Origin of the sequence: Pseudomonas sp. MS646, from assembly GCF_036693845.1 — a bacterium.
Classification (GTDB): Bacteria; Pseudomonadota; Gammaproteobacteria; order Pseudomonadales; family Pseudomonadaceae; genus Aquipseudomonas; species Aquipseudomonas chlororaphis_E.
This window is the reverse complement of sequence record NZ_CP144763.1, coordinates 5806435-5826545: the sequence shown is the minus strand read 5'-3', so window position 1 is coordinate 5826545 and position 20111 is coordinate 5806435. Positions and strand designations below refer to the sequence as shown.

20 protein-coding genes are annotated in these 20111 nt (G+C 63.5%); 9 read left to right on the top strand and 11 right to left on the bottom strand.

The window, feature by feature from the left end:
* Positions 1-181: 181 nt before the first annotated feature.
* On the bottom strand, positions 182-1378 hold the full coding sequence (locus tag V3H56_RS25820) for a class I SAM-dependent rRNA methyltransferase (protein WP_338474010.1): 1197 nt from the start codon (positions 1376-1378) through the stop codon (positions 182-184).
* Positions 1379-1518: 140 nt separating this feature from the next.
* Entirely contained in the window at positions 1519-2058 is a 540-nt protein-coding gene (locus V3H56_RS25815) for a type 1 glutamine amidotransferase domain-containing protein (RefSeq protein ID WP_338474009.1), read from the bottom strand.
* Positions 2059-2288: 230 nt separating this feature from the next.
* Here V3H56_RS25815 and V3H56_RS25810 point away from each other — a divergent pair, with 230 nt between their 5' ends.
* The 3 genes from V3H56_RS25810 to V3H56_RS25800 all read left to right on the top strand — a co-directional run bounded on the left by V3H56_RS25810 (position 2289) and on the right by V3H56_RS25800 (position 4331).
* Complete coding sequence (locus V3H56_RS25810) at positions 2289-3104, top strand: HDOD domain-containing protein (protein ID WP_162489260.1); 816 nt, start codon at positions 2289-2291, stop codon at positions 3102-3104.
* Positions 3105-3133: 29 nt separating this feature from the next.
* Entirely contained in the window at positions 3134-3946 is an 813-nt protein-coding gene (mutM, locus tag V3H56_RS25805) for a bifunctional DNA-formamidopyrimidine glycosylase/DNA-(apurinic or apyrimidinic site) lyase (protein WP_053147170.1), read from the top strand.
* Between the two features lie 64 nt (positions 3947-4010).
* Complete coding sequence (locus V3H56_RS25800) at positions 4011-4331, top strand: hypothetical protein (RefSeq protein WP_042731134.1); 321 nt, start codon at positions 4011-4013, stop codon at positions 4329-4331.
* A 160-nt stretch (positions 4332-4491) separates the two neighbouring features.
* Here the strand turns inward: V3H56_RS25800 and V3H56_RS25795 are convergent, their stop codons facing one another.
* The 5 genes from V3H56_RS25795 to V3H56_RS25775 all read right to left on the bottom strand — a co-directional run bounded on the left by V3H56_RS25795 (position 4492) and on the right by V3H56_RS25775 (position 9229).
* The gene (locus tag V3H56_RS25795; RefSeq protein ID WP_003249063.1) at positions 4492-4743 is read right to left on the bottom strand and encodes a YfhL family 4Fe-4S dicluster ferredoxin; all 252 of its coding nucleotides are present in this window, start codon (positions 4741-4743) and stop codon (positions 4492-4494) included.
* 146 nt (positions 4744-4889) lie between these two features.
* Complete coding sequence (coaD, locus tag V3H56_RS25790) at positions 4890-5369, bottom strand: pantetheine-phosphate adenylyltransferase (RefSeq protein ID WP_003177462.1); 480 nt, start codon at positions 5367-5369, stop codon at positions 4890-4892.
* A gap of 115 nt (positions 5370-5484) precedes the next feature.
* Positions 5485-7080, bottom strand: a complete 1596-nt coding sequence (locus tag V3H56_RS25785; RefSeq protein ID WP_123579187.1) for a GMC family oxidoreductase — start codon at positions 7078-7080, stop codon at positions 5485-5487.
* A 146-nt stretch (positions 7081-7226) separates the two neighbouring features.
* Positions 7227-7772, bottom strand: a complete 546-nt coding sequence (locus V3H56_RS25780; RefSeq protein WP_338474008.1) for a twin-arginine translocation pathway signal protein — start codon at positions 7770-7772, stop codon at positions 7227-7229.
* 26 nt (positions 7773-7798) lie between these two features.
* On the bottom strand, positions 7799-9229 hold the full coding sequence (locus V3H56_RS25775) for a coniferyl aldehyde dehydrogenase (RefSeq protein ID WP_338474007.1): 1431 nt from the start codon (positions 9227-9229) through the stop codon (positions 7799-7801).
* A gap of 150 nt (positions 9230-9379) precedes the next feature.
* Between V3H56_RS25775 and V3H56_RS25770 the strand changes: the two genes are divergently transcribed.
* Positions 9380-10051: a TetR/AcrR family transcriptional regulator gene (locus V3H56_RS25770; protein WP_042731129.1), complete on the top strand. Its 672-nt coding sequence runs from the start codon at positions 9380-9382 to the stop codon at positions 10049-10051.
* A 33-nt stretch (positions 10052-10084) separates the two neighbouring features.
* A complete protein-coding gene (locus V3H56_RS25765; protein ID WP_338474006.1) occupies positions 10085-10939 on the top strand; it encodes a sulfurtransferase in 855 nt (284 codons plus the stop codon).
* A gap of 150 nt (positions 10940-11089) precedes the next feature.
* Here V3H56_RS25765 and V3H56_RS25760 read toward each other — a convergent pair whose 3' ends face one another.
* From V3H56_RS25760 to V3H56_RS25745, 4 genes are read right to left on the bottom strand one after another with little or no spacing between them, the layout of a single operon-like run.
* Entirely contained in the window at positions 11090-12088 is a 999-nt protein-coding gene (locus V3H56_RS25760) for a hydrolase (RefSeq protein WP_338474005.1), read from the bottom strand.
* A gap of 31 nt (positions 12089-12119) precedes the next feature.
* On the bottom strand, positions 12120-12728 hold the full coding sequence (gene rsmD, locus V3H56_RS25755) for a 16S rRNA (guanine(966)-N(2))-methyltransferase RsmD (RefSeq protein WP_042731126.1): 609 nt from the start codon (positions 12726-12728) through the stop codon (positions 12120-12122).
* Positions 12728-14218, bottom strand: a complete 1491-nt coding sequence (locus V3H56_RS25750) for a pitrilysin family protein (protein ID WP_338474004.1) — start codon at positions 14216-14218, stop codon at positions 12728-12730. The genes rsmD and V3H56_RS25750 overlap by 1 nt, the downstream gene beginning before the upstream one ends.
* The gene (locus V3H56_RS25745; RefSeq protein ID WP_042731124.1) at positions 14211-15566 is read right to left on the bottom strand and encodes a pitrilysin family protein; all 1356 of its coding nucleotides are present in this window, start codon (positions 15564-15566) and stop codon (positions 14211-14213) included. Before V3H56_RS25745 ends, V3H56_RS25750 begins: the two co-directional genes overlap by 8 nt.
* 344 nt (positions 15567-15910) lie before the next feature.
* Between V3H56_RS25745 and ftsY the strand changes: the two genes are divergently transcribed.
* From ftsY to rpoH, 4 genes are all read left to right on the top strand, one after another.
* On the top strand, positions 15911-17362 hold the full coding sequence (gene ftsY, locus V3H56_RS25740; RefSeq protein ID WP_047735851.1) for a signal recognition particle-docking protein FtsY: 1452 nt from the start codon (positions 15911-15913) through the stop codon (positions 17360-17362).
* Complete coding sequence (ftsE, locus tag V3H56_RS25735) at positions 17359-18030, top strand: cell division ATP-binding protein FtsE (RefSeq protein WP_024778908.1); 672 nt, start codon at positions 17359-17361, stop codon at positions 18028-18030. Before ftsY ends, ftsE begins: the two co-directional genes overlap by 4 nt.
* Positions 18027-19049 (top strand): permease-like cell division protein FtsX, encoded by a 1023-nt coding sequence (gene ftsX / locus V3H56_RS25730; RefSeq protein ID WP_042731250.1) that lies wholly within the window; start codon positions 18027-18029, stop codon positions 19047-19049. The genes ftsE and ftsX overlap by 4 nt, the downstream gene beginning before the upstream one ends.
* Before the next feature lie 111 nt (positions 19050-19160).
* Positions 19161-20015, top strand: coding sequence for an RNA polymerase sigma factor RpoH (gene rpoH / locus V3H56_RS25725; protein ID WP_003177476.1), 855 nt, complete (start codon positions 19161-19163; stop codon positions 20013-20015).
* The last annotated feature ends 96 nt before the right edge of the window (positions 20016-20111 follow it).

The following is a 20111-nucleotide window of genomic DNA, read 5'->3' as shown; positions in this document are numbered from 1 at the left end:
TGAGCTCATAAACCCGCCGGGGATGAATGGCGATGAATGTCGCGATTCTACACCGCTGGCGTCAGGATGAAATGACGCAAAGTGCTGATCGGGTGTGAATGTCGCGTGCCGGATGACGATTGGTAGCGTTCACGCCGGCAGGATGGAGTGGCGCGGGAAAGGCCCCACGCCACGATAGCACTCAACTGTTGGGCAACAACCGGCAGGTAATGCTCTTGATGTAGCGGGTCTCGGGAATGGCCGGGTGGACCGGGTGGTCTGGGCCTTGGCCGCCGCGTTCGAGCAGTTGGATGTTGCGGTCCAGGTGGCGGGCGCTGGTCAGGAGGATGTTTTGCAGGTCGTCTTCGGGCAGGTGCATCGAGCACGAGGCGCTGACCAGGATGCCGTCCTTGCTGAGCAGGCGCATGGCTTGTTCGTTGAGGCGGCGGTACGCGCCTTCGCCGTTCTTCAGGTCTTTCTTGCGCTTGATGAAGGCCGGTGGGTCGGCGACGATCACGTCGAAGCGCTCTTCGCTGGCCTTGAGTTCCTTCAGGGCTTCGAAGACGTCGCCTTCGATGCAGGTCAGTTTTTCGGCGAAGCCGTTCAGCGCGGCGTTGCGCTCGACACCGTCGAGGGCGAAGCCCGAGGCGTCGACGCAGAACACTTCGCTGGCGCCGAAGGCCGCGGATTGCACGCCCCAGCCGCCGATGTAGCTGAACAGGTCCAGTACGCGCTTGCCTTTGGCGTACGGGGCCAGGCGCGCGCGGTTCATGCGGTGGTCGTAGAACCAGCCGGTTTTCTGGCCTTCCATGACCGGTGCTTCGAATTTCACGCCATTCTCTTCCAGGGCGACCCATTCCGGCACGAGGCCGAACACGGTCTCGACGTAGCGGTTCAGGCCTTCGGCGTCGCGGGCGGCGGAGTCATTCTTGAACAGGATGCCGCTGGGCTTGAGCACCTGGGTCAGGGCCGCGATCACGTCATCTTTGTGGGCCTCCATGGTGGCGGAGGCAATCTGTACCACCAGGATGTCGCCGAAACGGTCGACCACCAGGCCCGGCAACAGGTCGGAGTCACCGTAGACCAGGCGATAGAACGGCTTGTCGAACAGCCGCTCGCGCAACGACAGTGCCACGTTGAGGCGGTGCACCAGCAGGGATTTGTCCAGCGCCAGCTTCACGTCACGCGACAGCAGGCGTGCGCAGATCAGGTTGTTGGGGCTCATCGCGACGATGCCCAACGGCTTGCCGCCGGCCGCCTCGAGGACCGCCTGGTCGCCGGCCTGGAAACCGTGCAGCGGCGTGGCGGCCACGTCGATTTCGTTACTGTAGACCCACAAGTGGCCGGCGCGCAGGCGACGGTCGGCGTTGGCTTTGAGGCGCAGGCTAGGCAGGGACATGACGTCGCTCCGGAAAAAAGAGCGGGAGTATAGCGTGTTGAAGCGGGTCCGGGGCTTGCGCTGGACATGTGGCGAGGGAGCTTGCTCCCGCTGGGTGGCGCAGCCGCCCTATTTCGATCAAGCCCCCTCGCTACGATGAGTCAGGCAGACAACGCCCCGATCAGCTCGCGATTGAACGCCGGGATGTCATCCGGCTGGCGGCTGCTGATCAATGCGCCGTCCTTGACCACTTCCTTGTCGACCCAGTTCGCCCCGGCGTTGACCAGGTCATCCTTGAGCGTCTTGTAGCTGGTCATGGTCTTGCCCTTGACCAGCCCGGCCGACACCAGCAGCCAGCCACCGTGGCAGATGACCGCGATGGGCTTGCTGGCCGCCTCGAAACCCTTGACCAGCTTCTGCGCGTCGGGGTCTATGCGGATGGTGTCGGAGTTCTGCACGCCGCCGGGCAGGACCACGGCGTCGTACTGCTCGACATTGGCGACCTTGAAGGTCCGGTCGATCCTGAAGTCGTCGGCGGGTTTGTCATGGTTCCAGCCTTTGACCTGGCCTTCGTCGGCGGAAATGATGTCCACCTGGGCGCCGGCCTGTTCCAGCGCCTGTTTCGGGCCGGTCAGTTCGACCTGTTCGAAACCGTCGGTCACCAGGATGGCAACACGCTTGTTGTTCAGCGAACCGGGCATGAAAAATCTCCTCAAGCTGAGTGGGTTGGCGGCCGACCTAAACCTTACGCAGGCTTGATGTCGGCCCTACACAGTCCGAAGCCTGAGCCCGAAGGAAAGTTCCGACTATCTACCCGACGGTGTATCGGATCCATCTTTAAGGGTTAGAATCCCCGCTTGACCCAGAGTGTGTACTCATGTCCCAAGAGCTTTCCGCCGAACAGATTCAACAGTCCCTGCAAGGCATCAGTGTGCCGCCCCAGCCGCAGATCATGGTTGACCTGCAGATGGAGCAGTACATGCCCGATCCGGACCTGGACACCATCGCCAAGCTGATCTCCCAGGACCCTGGCCTTTCGGGGGCCTTGCTCAAGATCGTCAATTCGCCTTACTACGGGCTGCGCAACAAGATCACCTCGATCCAGCGCGCGGTGAACCTGCTGGGCAGTCGTTCGATCATCAACCTGATCAACGCGCAGTCGATCAAGGGTGAATTGCACGATGACGCCATCGTCACCCTGAACCGTTTCTGGGACACCGCCCAGGACGTGGCGATGACCTGCCTGACCCTGGCCAAGCGTGTCGGTCTGGAAAACGGCGACGAAGCCTACGCGCTAGGGTTGTTCCACGATTGCGGCGTGCCGTTGATGCTCAAGCAATTCCCCCACTACATGAGCGTGCTCGAGCAGGCCTACGCCAATGCCAGCGCCGAGTGCCGGGTGGTGGACACTGAAAACCGCGAGTTCAATACCAACCATGCGGTGGTCGGCTACTACACCTCCAAGTCCTGGCGCCTGCCGGATCACGTCAGCCAGGCCATCGCCAACCACCACAATGCCCTGGCGGTCTTCAGCGACGAGTCCTCGCGCAACAACACCGCGCTGAAGAATTTGCTGGCGATCCTGAAAATGTCCGAGAACATCTGCGCCTCTCACCGGGTGCTGGGCAACCAGCCTGAAGACCATGAGTGGGACAGCGTCGGGGCGCTGGTGCTCGACTACATCGGCTTGTCGGAATACGACTTCCAGACCCAGAAACAGGAAATCCGCGACCTGTCCACTCGTTGAGTGCCCGGTTCGCCTGACTCGAGAGCCCCATGCCAGAACTGCCGGAAGTCGAAACCACCCGTCGCGGCATCGCGCCACACCTCGAAGGACAACGGGTCAGCCGCGTGCTGGTGCGCGATCGTCGCCTGCGTTGGCCGATCCCGGAAGACCTCGACGTGCGGCTCTCCGGCCAGCGCATCGTGCAGGTGGAGCGGCGGGCCAAGTACTTGTTGATCAATGCCGAGGTTGGCACGTTGATCAGCCACCTGGGCATGTCCGGCAACCTGCGGTTGGTGGAAATCGGCATGCCGGCGGCCAAGCACGAGCATGTGGACATCGAGCTGGAGTCCGGCCTGGCCTTGCGCTACACCGACCCACGGCGCTTCGGCGCCATGCTCTGGAGCCTCGACCCGCTCAACCATGAGTTGCTGGTGCGCCTCGGGCCGGAGCCGTTGACCGACCTGTTCGACGGCGAGCGCCTGTTCCAGTTGTCTCGGGGCCGGGCCATGGCGGTCAAGCCGTTCATCATGGACAACGCCGTGGTGGTAGGGGTGGGCAATATCTATGCGACCGAGGCGCTGTTTGCCGCCGGCATCGACCCGCGCCGGGCGGCCGGGGGCATTTCCCGGGCGCGTTACCTGAAGCTGGCCATCGAGATCAAACGCATCCTCGCCCATGCCATCGAGCGGGGCGGCACCACGCTGCGGGATTTCATCGGCGGTGACGGCCAGCCGGGGTATTTCCAGCAGGAGTTGTTCGTGTACGGCCGCGGTGGCGAGCTGTGCAAGGTCTGCGGCACGGGGCTGCGGGAAATCCGCCTCGGCCAGCGCGCCAGTGTCTGGTGTCCACGCTGCCAGCGCTGATCGGAGCTGATCCGTCCTACGGTCTATAGTCAGTTGTCAGACTGCTTAGCCGAAGGACCGCCCCATGAACCTGTTTCGCCTCGTCGTTCTAACGTTGCTGTTGAGTGTCGCCGCGCCCGCGCTGGCGAACGGTGGCAGCGGCGACCCGCGCTATACCATCCAGAACCCACCAGCCTATGCCATGCTCGGCGACCTGTTGATCGCCCGCCCGCTGTTGCTTGCTGCCACCGTGATCGGCACGGGGGCGTTCGTGGTGTCGTTGCCCTTTACCGCGCTGGGCGGTGGGGTGGGCGATGCGGGTAAAGCGCTGGTGGTGGACCCGGCGAAAGCCACGTTTGTGCGGTGCCTGGGGTGTATCGGGGAGGGGTTTGAGCGGCAGGAGTGAGGGAGTTGGTTTTGGGGTATGGCTGATGGCCTCTTCGCGAGCAAGCCCGCTCCCACAGGGATTGGCTGTGCTCACCGAATTTGCGTCTTGAGCAGATCCCCTTGTGGGAGCGGGCTTGCTCGCGAAGAGGCCCGCAAAAAACACTACAAAATTATCCGGCTCAACCCTTGCCAGTAATCCTGCGATATTTCGCCATCAACTGTTCTTCAGTCTCCGGATGGGCTTCGTCCAGGGGAATGCAATCCACCGGGCAAACCTGTTGGCACTGGGGCTCGTCGTAATGGCCGACGCACTGGGTGCACAGGTTCGGGTCGATGACGTAGATTTCTTCACCCTGGGAAATGGCTTCGTTCGGGCACTCGGGTTCGCAGACGTCGCAATTGATGCAGTCGTCGGTGATGATCAGGGACATGCAGGCTCCTGCCGGGGCGTTGGGCCCGGGCATCTGAAAACGTATGCGCGCAATTGTGCCGCATTGGCGCGCGCAGTGCACGCGGGTGCGATGGACTGCGCTGCGCTTCGCGTGGGAAAGCGTGAGCGCAGTGTCGCCGGCAAGGGCTACTTCTTGAAGCGCAGGGTCAGCGCATCCGCCACGGCCGGGTGGACGAACTTGGTGATGTCACCGCCCAGGGCCGCGATTTCCCGCACCAGGGTCGAGGAAATGAAGGAATAGCGTTCCGACGGCGTCAGGAAGAGGCTCTCGACGTCCGGCGCCAACTGGCGGTTCATGTTGGCCAGCTGGAACTCGTACTCGAAATCCGAGACCGCGCGCAGGCCACGCAGGAACACATTGGCGTTCTTTTCCTTGGCAAAGTGCGCCAGCAGCGTGGAGAAGCCGACCACTTCCACGTTGGGCAGGTGCTTGGTGACTTCACGGGCCAGCTCCACGCGTTGTTCCAACGGGAACAGCGGGTTTTTCTTGGGGCTGGCGGCGACGGCAATGATCACGTGGTCGAACAGGCGCGCGGCGCGTTCGACCAGATCGCCATGGCCCTTGGTAATAGGGTCGAAGGTACCTGGGTACAACACTCGGTTCATCGCGTCGTCCTGGCGGGAGTCCGTTGGGGAGTCGGATGGTATCGCAGCCGACCCGGTCGGCCAAGTCGGCCGTGGGATAAGAAAGCACTATAGACGGTGCGAATAATCCGGATATTCATGGGTTTTTCAAGCGCTCGGCCAGGGCTGTCGCCAGTTGCGCCGTCAGTCCGTACACCGACAACTGCGGGTTGGCGCCAATGCTGGTGGGGAACAGCGAGCCATCGTGGATCGAAAGATTGGCCAACTGGTGATGACGACCGAGGCTGTCGGTGACTGCGTTTTTCGGGTCTTCGCCCATGGCGCAGCCGCCCATTACGTGGGCGCTGCTCAGGCGCGTGCGATAAAGCTCCAGCGCCAGGCCGTCGATCAGGGTCCGGGCTTCGGCCAGGGTTTTCACGTAGTGGGCATCGCCGTGCACCGGCATGACGGCCTTGGCGCCGCCGGCGAACTGGATCTCGGCCATGCTGTGGAAGGCCCGGCGCAAACCCTCCCAGGTATACGGCGTAACCGTGTAGTCGAGCACGGGCGTGCCATCGCCGCGCAATTCGACGCACCCACCGGGGCTGTCCGGATGAAAACCGTCGCGCAGCAAGGCCAGCATTGCGTGGGTGTAGGGCAGGCTGCCCATGTGCGCGGCGTTCTCGGCCCCGAACCCGCCCAGCAGGGTGGCGGCGAGCGCCGGGTGCAGGGGCGGGACTTCAAGTTTGTAGGACATTTTTCCGGTGACACCGTCCTGCCATTGGAAATGATCCGAATAGATCGACTGCGGCGCGCCGTAGAACGGGTTGATGACGTCGTCGAATTGCCCGGCTGACGTGTTGACCAGGTGCAGGAAGGTGCGCTTGCCCAGGCGTTCATGGGGATCCGGCGCGTCGGAGCGCAGCAGCAGGCCGGGGCTGTTGATGCCACCGCCCGCCAGTACGTAGTGCCGCGCCTTGACCGTGATGCGCCGCCCGGTCGGTGCCACGCAGCGCTCGTCCATGGCCACGCACTCCAGGCCGACGACCGCATCGCCCTTGATCACCAGGCGTTCTGCCCGGGCCAGGTAAAGCAGCACGCCCCCCTGATCCAGCGTGGCGGGAATGGTGGTGACCAGCATCGACTGCTTGGCGTTGGTCGGGCAGCCCATGCCGCAGTACCCCAGGTTCCAACAGCCGCGCACGTTGCGCGGGATGACGTGCCAGCTGTAGCCCAACTGTTCGCAACCCTTGCGGATCACGTCGTTGTTGGCATTGGGTGGAACCATCCAGGGGGCCACGCCCAGGCGTTGCTCCATTTTTTCGAACCAGGGCGCCATCTGCGCCGGGCTGTGGCCCTGGACGCCGTGTTCGGCGGCCCAATGCTCAAGGGTCTGGTCGGGCGTACGGAAGCTCGAGGTCCAGTTGATCAGCGTCGTACCGCCCACGGCCCGGCCCTGGAGAATGGTGATGGCGCCGCCCTTGCTCATGCGCCCAAGGCCTTCCTGGTACAGGCTGGAGTAGGCCTGGTCTTCGAGCAGCTTGAAGTCATTGCTGGTCTTGAGCGGTCCTTCCTCGATCAGCAACACGCGGTAGCCGGCGGCGCTGAGGATTTCCGCCGTGGTTGCGCCGCCCGCGCCGCTGCCGATGATCGCCACGTCGGCGTCCAGGCTCAGGTCCTGGGTCAGTTGCGCGCCGTTGTGGGTGGTCCAGCCACGGGCCAGGCCTTCGCGAAAGAGATCGGGTACGGGCATGTTCAGGGCTCTCTTATTGTTATGGATGGACGATGAAGAGCCCTGTGGGAGCGGGCTTGCTCGCGAAGGCGGCTGTACATTCAACCTCTATGCAAGCTGACACACCGCTTTCGCGAGCAAGCCCGCTCCCACAGGATTTTGATGACTCAAATCTTGGGCGGTCCCGGGTACCCACAGTGCGCCCAGGCCTCGGCCCGGCTGTACCAGGCCATCATCACCATTTGCAGCAACGCGTTGTGGCCTTTCCGCAGCAGGTCCAGGGAGCTGTTTTCCCAGCGGTTGAGAAACTGGCGGATGTCATCAGCGCTGGCGTTTTCCCACTCCCCCCAGATGCCCGCCAGCGGCCCGCGGGTGACGCCCAGGGTGAGCACGTCGAACAGTTGGCGCGTGAGCTTGAGCATGGCCGGGGACAGGTACGCCAGCTCGGTGTCCAGGTTGCGCAGGGTGGCGTCGGTGGCGGCGCGGATCCCTTCAACCGCCACTGCGCCGTCCAGCATCACCGCAATGATGGCACGCAAGAACGGCAGGTCGCTGTCACGCAACGCGGCGAAACCGTGGGCCGGCAGGCTTGACGAACAACCGCTGAGGCTGGCGCCCAATCCGACCGTGGCCAGGAAAGCGCTGGCACCGAGGCTGAACTTCAGCAGGCCGCGCCGCGACAGCGCGGGTGCATCGATGAGGCTAGGGTTCATGTTTATCGTTACCGGGGGCAGGCCTGTTAGCGAACGAACAGCTTCTGGATCAACGTCTGCAGCGGCTTGCCGTAGGGCGGATAGATCAACTTCGCGGCGTTGAAACGCTGCTTGGTCAGCACGCCCTTGGCCTTGCTGAAGGTCAGGAAGCCCTCGTGCCCGTGGTAATGCCCCATGCCCGAAGGACCGACGCCGCCAAAGGGCAGGTCGTCCTGGGCGACGTGCAGCAGCGTGTCGTTCAGACAAACGCCACCGGAGTGGGTTTCGTGCAGGACACGCTGCTGCTCGGCCTTGTTGTAGCCGAAGTAGTAGAGCGCCAGCGGGCGTGGGCGTTGGTTGATGTAGGCAAAGGCCTGGTCCAGGTGCTCGTACGGCACGATGGGCAACAGCGGGCCGAAGATTTCGTCCTGCATGACGGTCATGTCATCGTGGACGTTGAGCAGCAGGCTGTGGGGCATGCGGCGCCCCTGGCCCTGGTCGAACAGCTCGATCAGCAGTGCGCCCTTGCTGGTGGCGTCACCGATGTAGCCGTTGAGCCGGGCCAGGTGTCGTTCATTGATGATCGCCGTGTAGTCCGGATTGTCCGCCAACGTCGGATAAAACCTGCGCACCGCTTCGCGATAGGCTTCGACGAATTCGCCGACGCGGTTCTGCGGCACCAGCACGTAGTCCGGTGCGACGCAGGTCTGCCCGGCGTTCAGGGACTTGCCAAAGGCAATGCGTTCGGCGGCATCGCGCAGGGGGACGTCGGCGGAAACGATGGCCGGCGATTTTCCACCCAGTTCGAGGGTCACCGGAGTCAGGTTCTCGGCGGCAGCCCGCATGACATGCCGGCCGACGCTGGTGGCGCCGGTGAACAACAAGTGATCGAAGGGCAGCCTGGAGAACGCCACGCCGACCTCCGCTTCGCCAAGCACCACGCAGACCAGGTCCTGGGGAAAGATTCGGGCCAGCAGTTGCTTGAGCAGCAGGCCGGTCGCGGGGGTTGCTTCGCTGAGCTTGAGCATCACCCGATTGCCTGCGGCCAATGCCCCCACCAGCGGGCCGATGGCCAGGAACAGCGGGTAGTTCCAGGGCACGATGACCCCGACCACGCCCAGCGGTTGATAAATGACCTTGGCCGATGCCGGTTGGAACGCCATGCCCACCTTGCGCCGGGATGGCTTCATCCAGCCCGCGAGGTGGCGGCTGGCGTAATGGATGCCGTGCAGGCTGGGCATCAGCTCGGCCAGCAGTGTTTCGTCGGCGCTGCGGTGGCTGAAGTCCTGGCTGATGGCGTCGATCAAGGCCTGGCGCTCGTTGCTCAAGATCTCGCCCAGCGCCTTGAGCCATTGCCGGCGCTGTTCGGCCGGCGGCATAGGGTGGGCAGCGTAGGCCTTGCGCTGGGCATCGAAGAGCGACCGCAACGCGTCCAATTGCTGTTGGGATTCATGCAGGTAGGCAACGTCGGCAGGCATGGTCGAGCACCGGATGTTATTAGAATGGGTGTTTTTTAGAGCTTATACTCTAGAAAGTCAATGGCCTCCACAAGCGGCTTTGGGTTTTTTCCGGTGACCAATAGGTCGTAAGATGTCCCTCAATGCCTTCGTAGAATTAAAGCCCAAACCATGGCCCCACGAATCAAAACCAGCGAGCGCATCGTGCAAAACAGCCTGGAGCTGTTCAACCAGCAGGGCGAGCGCAGCGTCAGCACCAACCACATTGCCGCTCATATGGACATGTCGCCAGGCAATCTCTATTACCACTTCCCCAACAAGCAGGCGATCATCGCCGTGCTGTTCAGTGAGTACGAGAACCTGGTGGACAGTTTCCTGCGTCCGCCCCAGGGCCGCGCGGCGACCGTGGAGGACAAGCGCTTCTATTTGCAGGAACTGCTGGCCGCCATGTGGCGCTACCGCTTCTTGCACCGTGACCTGGAGCACCTGCTCGACAGCGACCCGGACCTCGCGGCGCGCTATCGGCGTTTTTCCCAGCGCAGCCTGATCCATGGCACGGCCATCTACGAAGGCTTCGTCGAGGCGGGCATCTTGAAGATGGACCGGGTGCAGATCGAATCCCTGACCCTCAATGCCTGGATCATCCTCACGTCGTGGGTGCGGTTCCTGTGCACCACGCGGGAAAACTTCAGCCACTTGAGTGAACAGGCCATCAAGCGCGGGGTGTATCAGGTCCTGGTGCTGGAAGCCGGTTTCGTGACCGATCAGGCCCGCGACGCGGTGGATGCCTTGTTCAAAGAGTTTTATGTCCCCCTGGCCCAGACCCTGGAGGAAGGGCAGTAGGAACGGACCCTCGATTTCCCACAGGAGCTCACCATGTCGATTGCGCAACTCATCAGTCCCCAGGCCCTCGATCAGCGGCGAGCGCTGCCCGGGCTGGTCATCCTTGATTGCCGCTTTGCCCTGGAAGACCCGGATTACGGCCAACGCAGCTATGCCGAGGGCCATATCGCCGGTGCGACGTTCGCGGACCTTGAGCGAGACCTGAGCGGGCCGGTGACCAAGGGCGTGACCGGTCGCCATCCGCTGCCGTCACCCGAGGCCCTGGTGGAGCGCTTGAGGGCCTGGGGGATCGATAACGACAGCGACGTCGTGCTCTACGACGACGGTCCGGGCGCGTATGCCGCGCGGGCCTGGTGGTTGCTGGCCTGGCTGGGCAAGCGTGAGGGCGTGTACCTGCTCGACGGCGGACTCAAGGCCTGGCATGCGGCCGGCTTGCCGTTGAGCCTCGACCCGCCACAGACGCGCCGCGGCACCTTCGACGGCGCACCGGACCCCGCCCTGGTGCTGACCGCGCAAACCTTGCAGCAGCGCCTCGGCCAGCCGGACATGACGTTGCTGGATGCCCGTGCGCTGCCGCGTTTCAAGGGTGAAGTCGAACCGATCGACCCGGTGGCCGGGCATATTCCGGGCGCACAGTGCGCCGCGTTCACCGACAACCTGGGCAGCGACGGTCGCTTTTTACCGCCCGCCCAGCTCAAGCAGCGTTTCGCCGAAAAACTGGGCGAGCGTTCACCAGCGGGGTTGGTGGCCTATTGCGGCTCCGGCGTGACCGCCTGCCATAACCTGTTTGCCTTGTGCCTGGCGGGATACCCGTTGGGGCAGTTGTACGCCGGCTCGTGGAGTGAGTGGATCACCGATCCACACAGGGCCGTTGCCGTCGGCGAGTAACACTCAACACTGTCATTGAGCCTTGTGGGAGCGAGCTTGCTCGCGAAAGCGGAGTGTCAGTCAACGTTTGTGTGTCTGGTACACCGCTTTCGCGAGCAAGCTCGCTCCCACAGGCGGTTTGTGCATCCCACAGGCGCTTTGTGCAGGACCTTATCCGCGGCCCAGGCTGGCCAGCCACTGGGGAATGCGTCGCTCCAGGTAGTAACCGGGGTGGCGCATGGTGCCGTCGACAAACCCCACGTGCCCGCCCTGGGCATGCAGCTCCAAGTGGGTCGACGCCGACAGTTCGCCAGGTTCAGGCAGGCTGTGGGGAAAGACGAAAGGATCGTCGGCCGCCTGGATCAGCAGGGTCGGCGTGTTGATCTCGCCCATGAAATAGCGGCTGGAGGCGCGACGGTAATAGTCCGCCGCGTCCGAGAAACCGTGCAGCGGCGCGGTCACCCGGCCGTCGAAGTCCCAGAACGTGCGCATGTTTTCCAGCGGGCCAAGCGCTGCCAGGGTCGCCAGCCCTTCGTGGCGTCCGTCGTGCTGGAACTGCCGCTGCTTGTTGCGCACGTATGCCACCAGTTGGCGCATGAAGTGGGCCTGGTAGAAGCGGGAGAAACCCTGCCCGATGCGATCGGCGCACTGGTCGAGGCGAAACGGCACCGAGACCGCCACGGCACCCTGCAACTGGCTATGGCTGCCGGTTTCGCCCAGGTGCTTGAGCAACACGTTGCCGCCCAGCGAATAACCCACCGCGAACAGCGGCGCCAACGGCCGTCGCTCGCGCAAGTGGGCGATGGTGGCGGCCAGGTCTTCGCTGACGCCGGAGTGATAGCTGCGGGCCAACAGGTTGGGTTCCCCCGAGCAGCCGCGCCAGTTCAGCGCAACGCTGGCCCAACCCTGGCGATCAAGGGCATGTTGCAGGCCGGCCACGTAGGGCGAATTGGAGGAGCCCGTCAGCCCGTGCAGCACCAACACCAGCGGCGTCTCGGCGTTGTGGGGGCCATGCCAATCGAGGTCGAGGAAGTCACCGTCTTCCAGCCACAGGCGCTCGCGTTGGCGCTCGATGACGGTGGTCTTGCGCCACAGCGGCCCCCACAAGGTCTGCAAGTGCGGGTTGCCCAGGCCCCGGGCGGGGGTGAATCGTTCAGATGCAGCGGCCATTATTATTGTTCTCGATGCACCGGCCAGCCGTTCATTCAACGGCTTGCGCCATTCGTTGCCATAACGCGTAGTACACCCGCCCGGATTTCTGCTCGCGATGCAAACGCCAATTGCCCGGCAAGCCCAGGGTCGACGGAGCGGTCTCGCTTTCAGTGTAGACCCAGGCATCCTCGGCCAGCCACTGACGTTCCTCGAGCAGGGCGCACACTGTCGGCAGCAGGTTCTGGTTGAACGGTGGGTCGAGGAAGACCAGGTCGAAGGCCGTCGCCGGCTGGCTGTCCAGGTAGCGCAGCGCATCGGCGGTCTGCACCTGGCCGACGGTGCAACGCAGGGTGCCCAGGTGCTCTTTCAATTGGGAGACCGCCAGGCTGCTGGCGTCCAGGGCCTGGCCCATGGCGGCGCCACGGGACAGCGCTTCGAGGAACAACGCGCCGCTGCCGGCGAACGGGTCGAGTACCCGTGCTCCGGCGACGTACGGTGCCAGCCAGTTGAACAGGGTTTCCCGCACACGGTCCGGCGTTGGGCGCAGGCCGGGCGCGTCGGGGAAACTCAAGCGCCGGCTGCGCCATTCGCCGCCGATGATGCGTAGCTGGTTCACGCCGTTGTGGGCGGGTTTCTTGGAATTCGATGGGCGGGCCATTAGTGCTCCGGAACCCCGAGCGGTTGCTCGGCAGGTTTGTCAGTGGGGGCCGGTAGCGGCTTTTGCGGCACGGTCGGGCCGGCGGTGACGATGACCATCTTGTCCGTGCTCAGGTGTTTTTCCAGCGCGGTGCGGACCTGCTCGACGGTCAACGCCTGGGACTGGCGCATGAAGTCTTCCAGGTAGCTCAGCGGCAGGTCATAGAAACCCATGGCCCCGAGCTGGCCGACGATGTCGGCGTTGCTGGCCGTGGACAGCGGGAAGCTGCCGGCCATTTCACGCTTGGCGTCGTCGAGTTCTTTCTGGGTCGGGCCGTTCTTCAGGTAATCGGCGAATACGTCCTGCACCAGTTTCAAGGTGCCTTCGCTCATTTCGGCGCGGGTCTGCAGGTTGATCATGAATGGACCGCGGGCCTGCATCGGCGTGAAGCCGGAATACACGCCATAGGTCAGGCCGCGTTTTTCCCGAACTTCTGTCATCAGGCGCGTGCCGAAACCGCCGCCACCGAGGATCTGGTTGCCCAGGGACACGGCGGCGAAGTCCGGGTCGTCACGATCGATGCCCAACTGCGCGAGCATCAGGTTGGTCTGCTTGGACGGGAATTCGATGTGGCTGACGCTGGCCTTCGGCTCGACCGGCGCAGGCGTCTTGGCCAGGGCCGGCCCCTTGGGCAACGCAGCGGACACCTGGTTGGCCATCGCCTCGGCTTCAGTACGGGACAGGTCGCCCACCAACGCGATCACCGCGTTGCCGGCGGCGTAGGCCTTGGCATGGAAAGCCCGCAACTGGGCCAGGGTGATCGGTGGAATGCTCTGTGCGGTGCCATCGCTGGAGTGGCCGTAGGGATGATCGCCGTACAGGCGCTTCATCAGCTCCAGGCCCGCCAGTTTGCCGGGGTTCTGCTTCTGATACTCGAACCCGGCGAGCATCTGGTTCTTGATACGGCTGAAGGAGTCGGCGGGGAAGGTCGGCTTGCCGACCACATCGGCGAACAGTTTCAGCGCCGGTTCACGCTTGTCCACGGCGCTGAGGCTGCGCAGGGATGCCACGGCCATGTCCCGGTAGGCCCCGTTGCCGAAGTCCGCGCCGAGGCTTTCGAAGCCTTCGGCAATGGCGCCGACGTCCTTGCCGGCCACGCCTTCATTGAGCATGGCATTGGTCAGCATCGCGAGGCCGGGTGCGTCGCCGTCCTGGCTGCTGCCGGCGGCGAAGGTCAGGCGCAGGTCGAACATGGGCAATTCCCGGGCTTCGACGAACAGCACCTTGGCGCCTTCGGCGGTTTTCCAGGTTTGTACGTCGAGCTGGCGATGACTGGGCGCCTTGCCGTCCAGCTCGGCCAACGATTGCAGCTTGTTGCCGGACTTGGCGTTATCCAGGGCCTGGCTCGCGGTGACGCCCGTGGCGGGCAACAGATAGAACGCCAGTGCGCCGGCCAGGGCGACGAACACCAGGCCGATCAACAGCCGACGCGATGATGTGCGCTCACTCATGGGCTTTCTCCTCGGGCAGGACATGCGCAACGCTCAGGCGTGCGCGGGTGAAATACAGCTGGGCTGCCTTCTGGATATCTTGCGGGGTCACGCTTTGCAGTTCGGCGAGTTCGGTGTCCATCAGCTTCCAGGACAGGCCGACGGTTTCCAGCTGGCCGATGGCGGTGGCCTGGCTGGTGATCGAATCGCGCTCGTACACCAGGCCGGCAATGACCTGGGCGCGCACGCGCTCCAGTTCGTCGGCCGTCGGAGCGGTGGTCTTCAGTTGTTCGAGCAGGCGCCACAGCCCGGCTTCGGCCTGGGCGATGGTCTTGCCTTTCTGGGTATTAGGGGTCGCCGACAGGGTGAACAGCGAGTCACCGCGGGTGTAGGCGTCGTAATTCGACGAGCCACCGGAGACCAGTTCCTCACCGCGCTCCAGTTGGGTCGGGATCCGCCCGCTGTAGCCGCCGTCCAGCAGCGCCGAGATCAACCGCAAGGCGTTGATCGAGCGCTTGTCCGTCGCGGTGGCGATGCTGGGGACGTTGAAGGCCAGCATCACGCTGGGCAGTTGGGTCTGCACGTGCAGGGTGATCTGGCGCTCGCCGGGTTCGGCCAGTTCCAGGGGGATCTTCGCCGATGGCACGGCGCGCCGGGCAATCGGGCCGAAGTAGCGTTGGGCCAGGGCCTTGACCTCGTCTGGCGTTACGTCGCCGACCACCACGAGGGTCGCATTGTTCGGGGTGTACCAGGATTCGTACCAGTGGCGCAGTTCCTCGACGGTCATGCGGTCGAGGTCGGCCATCCAGCCGATGGTCGGCGTGTGGTAGCCGCTGGCCGGGTAGGCCATGGCCTTGAAGCGTTCATAGGCCTTGGACATGGGCTTGTCGTCAGTGCGCATGCGGCGCTCTTCCTTGATGACCTCGATCTCGCGGCTGAACTCTTCCGGCGGCAGGCGCAGGCTGGCCATGCGGTCGGCTTCCAGTTCGAAGGCCACGCCCAGGCGGTCACGGGCCAGCACCTGGTAATAGGCGGTGAAGTCATCGCTGGTGAAGGCGTTCTCTTCGGCGCCCAGGTCCCGCAGGATCAGCGAGGCCTCGCCAGGACCGACTTTTTCGCTGCCCTTGAACATCATGTGTTCCAAGGCGTGGGACAAACCGGTCTGGCCCGGTGTCTCGTAGCTGGAGCCGACCTTGTACCAGACCTGGGAGACCACCACCGGCGCACGATGGTCTTCTCGCACCACGACCTTCAGGCCGTTATCGAGGGTAAATTCGTGGGTGGGTTGTGGATCGGCAGCCAGGGCTGAAAGGGGCAGACAAACTGTGCTGAACAGCAGGCCTGCAACGCGGCGGGCAAGAGCATTCATTCGTGTTTAAACCTGTTGGGCTGCCCGCTAGGTCTTAGCGTCGGCGGGCGAGAGGGTGCTAGGATAACGGTCCGTTTTACTGGCGGCCACGCCTATCGGGCCTTTTATCGGCCCGAGGCTGTTTGGGTTCTGCGCAGAAACGCCGGGTTAGCGCGTCGATCCCGGCGTTTTCGCCGATGATGCCGTACCAGTCCTTTGAAAAAATCAGCCATGAGGTGTCCCCGGGACATTTCGACAATCTGTTGCCCGTGAACAAGCTGGGTGAAACGCAGTCTGTTCAGCATCGAATATTTATCACCGAGGCGCCCTTGTGGCGCTTCGCTACCGTGAGATAGCCGTCCTCCATGTTTGGTTCCAACGACGACAAGAAGACCCCAGCCGCGGCTGGCGAGAAGAAAGGCCTGTTCGGATGGCTGCGCAAGAAGCCGCAGGAAACCGTCGTCGAACAGCCGCAAGCACCGCTTGAACCCGCCGAGCCGGTGGCCGAGGAAGCCGCGCCCATCGTCCTGCCGATTGCCGAGCCGGTGCTGCAACCGGCCGAATCCGAACCCGAGCCCACGCCCGAGCCTGTGGTCGAACAGCCACTGGCCGCGCCTGCCGGGCAAACGCCCTGGCTGACCCTGCCCGTGGCGGAAGAGCCGGTGGCGCTGGTGGATGACGCGCAGGCCTCGCAGGTCACCCCGCCGATCCCGGCTGTTGCCCAGCCTGTTGTCGCACCCGTGGTGCAGCCGGTTGCCGACCTGCCGGCGGTGGCCGCCACGCTCATACCCACACCTGTCGCCACGCCAGCCGTGCCCGCCGTTGCGCCTGCGCCCGTCGAGCCCGAGGCCCCGGCGCAGCCGGCACGTACAAACGAAGAGGCCAAGGTCGGCTTCTTTGCCCGCCTCAAGCAAGGCCTGTCGAAAACCAGCGCCAGCATCGGCGAAGGCATGGCCAGCCTGTTCCTGGGCAAGAAGGTCATCGATGACGAACTGCTGGAAGACATCGAGACCCGCCTGCTGACCGCCGACGTCGGCGTGGAGGCGACCTCGGTGATCATCAAGAGCCTGACCCAGAAAGTCGCGCGCAAGCAGTTGACCGATGCCGACGCGCTGTACAAATCCTTGCAGGGCGAGCTGACCAACCTGCTCAAGCCGGTGGAGCAACCGCTGGTGATTGCTTCCCAGAACAAGCCGTATGTGATCCTGGTGGTGGGCGTCAACGGCGCCGGCAAGACCACCACCATCGGCAAGCTGGCGAAGAAGCTGCAACTGGAGGGCAAGAAAGTCATGCTGGCCGCGGGCGACACCTTCCGCGCCGCCGCGGTGGAGCAACTGCAAGTGTGGGGCGAGCGCAACAAGATCGCGGTGATCGCCCAGCACACCGGCGCCGACTCCGCTTCGGTGATCTTTGACGCCGTGCAGGCCGCCAAGGCCCGTGGCATCGATGTGCTGATCGCCGACACGGCCGGTCGCCTGCACACCAAGGACAACCTGATGGAGGAGCTCAAGAAGGTTCGCCGGGTCATCGGCAAACTCGACGCCGAGGCGCCTCACGAAGTGCTGCTGGTGCTCGACGCCGGTACCGGCCAGAACGCCATCAGCCAGGCCAAGCAATTCAACCAGACCGTCGAACTGACCGGGCTGGCCCTGACCAAGCTCGATGGCACCGCCAAGGGTGGGGTGATCTTTGCCCTGGCCAAGCAGTTCGGCCTGCCCATTCGCTACATTGGCGTGGGTGAAGGCATCGATGATCTGCGCACTTTTGAAGCCGAGCCCTTTGTCCAGGCGCTGTTTGCCGAGCGGGAGCATTCATGATTCGTTTCGAACAGGTCGGTAAACGCTATCCGAACGGGCATGTCGGCTTGCATGAGCTGAGCTTTCGGGTGCGTCGCGGCGAGTTTCTGTTTGTTACCGGCCATTCCGGTGCCGGTAAGAGCACCCTGCTGCGCCTGCTGCTGGCGATGGAGCGGCCCACCACTGGCAAGCTGTTGCTGGCCGGCCAGGACCTGAGCACCATCAGCAATGCCCAGATTCCCTACCTGCGGCGGCAGATCGGCGTGGTGTTCCAGAATCACCAGTTGCTGTTCGATCGCACCGTGTTCAACAACGTGGCGCTGCCGTTGCAGATCCTCGGGCTGTCCAAGGCCGAGATCAACAAGCGCGTGGACTCGGCCCTCGAACGCGTGGCCCTGTCGGACAAGACCGACCTGTATCCGGGCGACCTGTCCACCGGCCAGCAACAGCGCGTCGGCATCGCCCGCGCCATCGTCCATCGCCCGGCCTTGCTGCTGGCGGACGAGCCCACCGGTAACCTCGACCCGCGCCTGGCGGCGGAAATCATGGGCGTGTTCGAAGACATCAATCGCCTGGGCACCAGCGTGCTGATCGCCAGTCACGACCTGGCCCTGATCGCACGCATGCGTCACCGCATGCTCACCTTGCAACGTGGCCGTCTGATCGGTGACGGGGAGGCCGGTGTATGAGCGCAACCCGTAGCCCGAAAGTGGCCGAGCGCGTGGCGCCAAAGGCCTCCGACCCGCAGCCGCAAAAAAAGAAACGCGACGATGACGACGGCCCGGATTTCCCGACGCTGCTGCGTGCCTGGATCGAAAGCCACCGGGCCAGCCTGCTGGACAGCCTGCGCCGCCTGGGCAAGCAGCCCATCGGCAGCTTCTTTACCTGCATGGTGATGGCCGTCGCCTTGAGCTTGCCGATGGGGCTGTCATTACTGCTGAACAATGTGGAGCGCCTCGGCGGCTCCTGGCAGCGTGCGGCGCAGATCTCCCTGTACCTGCAACTGGAAGCGACGCCGGGCGAAGGCCAGGCGCTGCGTGAGCAGATCCAGGCCATGCCGGGGGTGGCCGACGCCGAGTACATCAGCCGCGAACAGGCACTGGAGGAGTTCCAGCAGCAGTCCGGCCTGGGCGAAGCCCTCAAGGAATTGCCGCAGAACCCATTGCCGGGCGTGGTGCTGGTGACGCCGAAGGAGGTCGACAAGCCGACCCTTGAAGCATTGAGACAAACACTTTCCGAATTGCCGAAGGTACAACAGGCGCAGCTTGATCTAGTCTGGGTCGAGCGTCTGGCGGCGATCCTCAAGCTGGGCGATCGTTTCGTCTTCGGCCTGACGGTGCTGCTGGTTTCTGCATTACTTTTGGTGATAGGCAATACCATTCGTCTTCATATTGAAAACCGCCGCACCGAGATAGAAGTGATTAAACTCGTCGGCGGCACGGACAGTTATGTGCGCAGGCCCTTCCTCTATATGGGCGCGCTCTATGGCTTTGGTGCCGGGATCCTGTCCTGGGGTGTATTGGCGTTCGGCCTGGATTGGCTGAACGATGCGGTGGTGGGGCTGGCCGGTTTGTACGGCAGTGACTTCGCACTGGCCGGCGTGCCAGTCGCCGACGGTCTGTCGCTCTTGCTTGGCGCCGTACTGTTGGGTTATATCGGTGCATGGATTGCGGTAGCACGCCACTTGCGTGAGCTTGCACCAAAATAGTGAATTTGCGCGTATTGACCTTTCGGTTTTTGTGGGAACTTGTCCTACGGTTCCCGGTCAATTTTCGCAGTGCTGAACTGCACGAGTTATGTGAGTCGGAGGTTTTTTCGTATGACCACTTCTTTGCAACCTGCTTATGCCTTGGTCCCGGGTGCGAACCTGGAGGCGTATGTGCACACGGTGAACAGCATTCCATTGCTGACACCCGAGCAGGAGCGTGAACTGGCCGAGAGTCTCTATTATGAGCAGGATCTTGAGGCGGCTCGGCAGATGGTGCTCGCCCACCTGCGTTTTGTCGTACATATCGCCCGCAGCTATTCCGGCTACGGGCTGGCCCAGGCCGACCTGATCCAGGAAGGCAACGTCGGCCTGATGAAGGCGGTCAAGCGTTTCAACCCGGAAATGGGCGTGCGCCTGGTGTCGTTTGCGGTGCACTGGATCAAGGCGGAAATCCACGAGTTCATCCTGCGCAACTGGCGCATCGTGAAAGTCGCGACCACCAAGGCCCAGCGCAAGCTGTTCTTCAATCTGCGCAGCCAGAAGAAACGTCTGGCCTGGCTGAACAACGAAGAAGTCCACCGCGTGGCGGAAAGCCTGGGCGTCGAGCCTCGGGAAGTCCGTGAGATGGAAAGCCGCCTGACCGGCCATGACATGGCCTTCGACCCGGCCGCCGAAGCGGACGATGACAGCGCTTTCCAATCGCCGGCCAACTACCTGGAAGACCACCGGTACGACCCGGCGCGCCAGTTGGAAGACGCCGATTGGAGCGACAACTCCAACACCAACCTGCACGAAGCCCTGGAAGTGCTGGACGAGCGCAGTCGCGACATCCTCTACCAGCGTTGGCTGGCCGAGGAAAAAGCCACGCTGCACGACCTGGCGCAGAAGTACAACGTGTCGGCCGAGCGGATTCGTCAGCTCGAGAAAAGCGCGATGAACAAGCTCAAGGTATCGATTGCGGCCTGATCTTCGCAGCGGTAATAAAAAGCGCCCCGATCAGCGATGATCGGGGCGTTTTCGTTCGGGCTCGATAATTTGAGCTCACTGCTGATCCTGTGGGAG

Coding starts and splice junctions, on each gene's coding strand:
- V3H56_RS25820 (WP_338474010.1), bottom strand. CDS start 1,378: ATGTCCCTGCCTAGCCTGCGCCTCAAAGCCAACGCCGACCGTCGCCTG.
- V3H56_RS25815 (WP_338474009.1), bottom strand. CDS start 2,058: ATGCCCGGTTCGCTGAACAACAAGCGTGTTGCCATCCTGGTGACCGAC.
- mutM (WP_053147170.1), top strand. CDS start 3,134: ATGCCAGAACTGCCGGAAGTCGAAACCACCCGTCGCGGCATCGCGCCA.
- V3H56_RS25800 (WP_042731134.1), top strand. CDS start 4,011: ATGAACCTGTTTCGCCTCGTCGTTCTAACGTTGCTGTTGAGTGTCGCC.
- V3H56_RS25795 (WP_003249063.1), bottom strand. CDS start 4,743: ATGTCCCTGATCATCACCGACGACTGCATCAATTGCGACGTCTGCGAA.
- coaD (WP_003177462.1), bottom strand. CDS start 5,369: ATGAACCGAGTGTTGTACCCAGGTACCTTCGACCCTATTACCAAGGGC.
- V3H56_RS25785 (WP_123579187.1), bottom strand. CDS start 7,080: ATGCCCGTACCCGATCTCTTTCGCGAAGGCCTGGCCCGTGGCTGGACC.
- V3H56_RS25780 (WP_338474008.1), bottom strand. CDS start 7,772: ATGAACCCTAGCCTCATCGATGCACCCGCGCTGTCGCGGCGCGGCCTG.
- V3H56_RS25775 (WP_338474007.1), bottom strand. CDS start 9,229: ATGCCTGCCGACGTTGCCTACCTGCATGAATCCCAACAGCAATTGGAC.
- V3H56_RS25770 (WP_042731129.1), top strand. CDS start 9,380: ATGGCCCCACGAATCAAAACCAGCGAGCGCATCGTGCAAAACAGCCTG.
- V3H56_RS25765 (WP_338474006.1), top strand. CDS start 10,085: ATGTCGATTGCGCAACTCATCAGTCCCCAGGCCCTCGATCAGCGGCGA.
- V3H56_RS25760 (WP_338474005.1), bottom strand. CDS start 12,088: ATGGCCGCTGCATCTGAACGATTCACCCCCGCCCGGGGCCTGGGCAAC.
- rsmD (WP_042731126.1), bottom strand. CDS start 12,728: ATGGCCCGCCCATCGAATTCCAAGAAACCCGCCCACAACGGCGTGAAC.
- V3H56_RS25750 (WP_338474004.1), bottom strand. CDS start 14,218: ATGAGTGAGCGCACATCATCGCGTCGGCTGTTGATCGGCCTGGTGTTC.
- V3H56_RS25745 (WP_042731124.1), bottom strand. CDS start 15,566: ATGAATGCTCTTGCCCGCCGCGTTGCAGGCCTGCTGTTCAGCACAGTT.
- ftsY (WP_047735851.1), top strand. CDS start 15,911: ATGTTTGGTTCCAACGACGACAAGAAGACCCCAGCCGCGGCTGGCGAG.
- ftsE (WP_024778908.1), top strand. CDS start 17,359: ATGATTCGTTTCGAACAGGTCGGTAAACGCTATCCGAACGGGCATGTC.
- ftsX (WP_042731250.1), top strand. CDS start 18,027: ATGAGCGCAACCCGTAGCCCGAAAGTGGCCGAGCGCGTGGCGCCAAAG.
- rpoH (WP_003177476.1), top strand. CDS start 19,161: ATGACCACTTCTTTGCAACCTGCTTATGCCTTGGTCCCGGGTGCGAAC.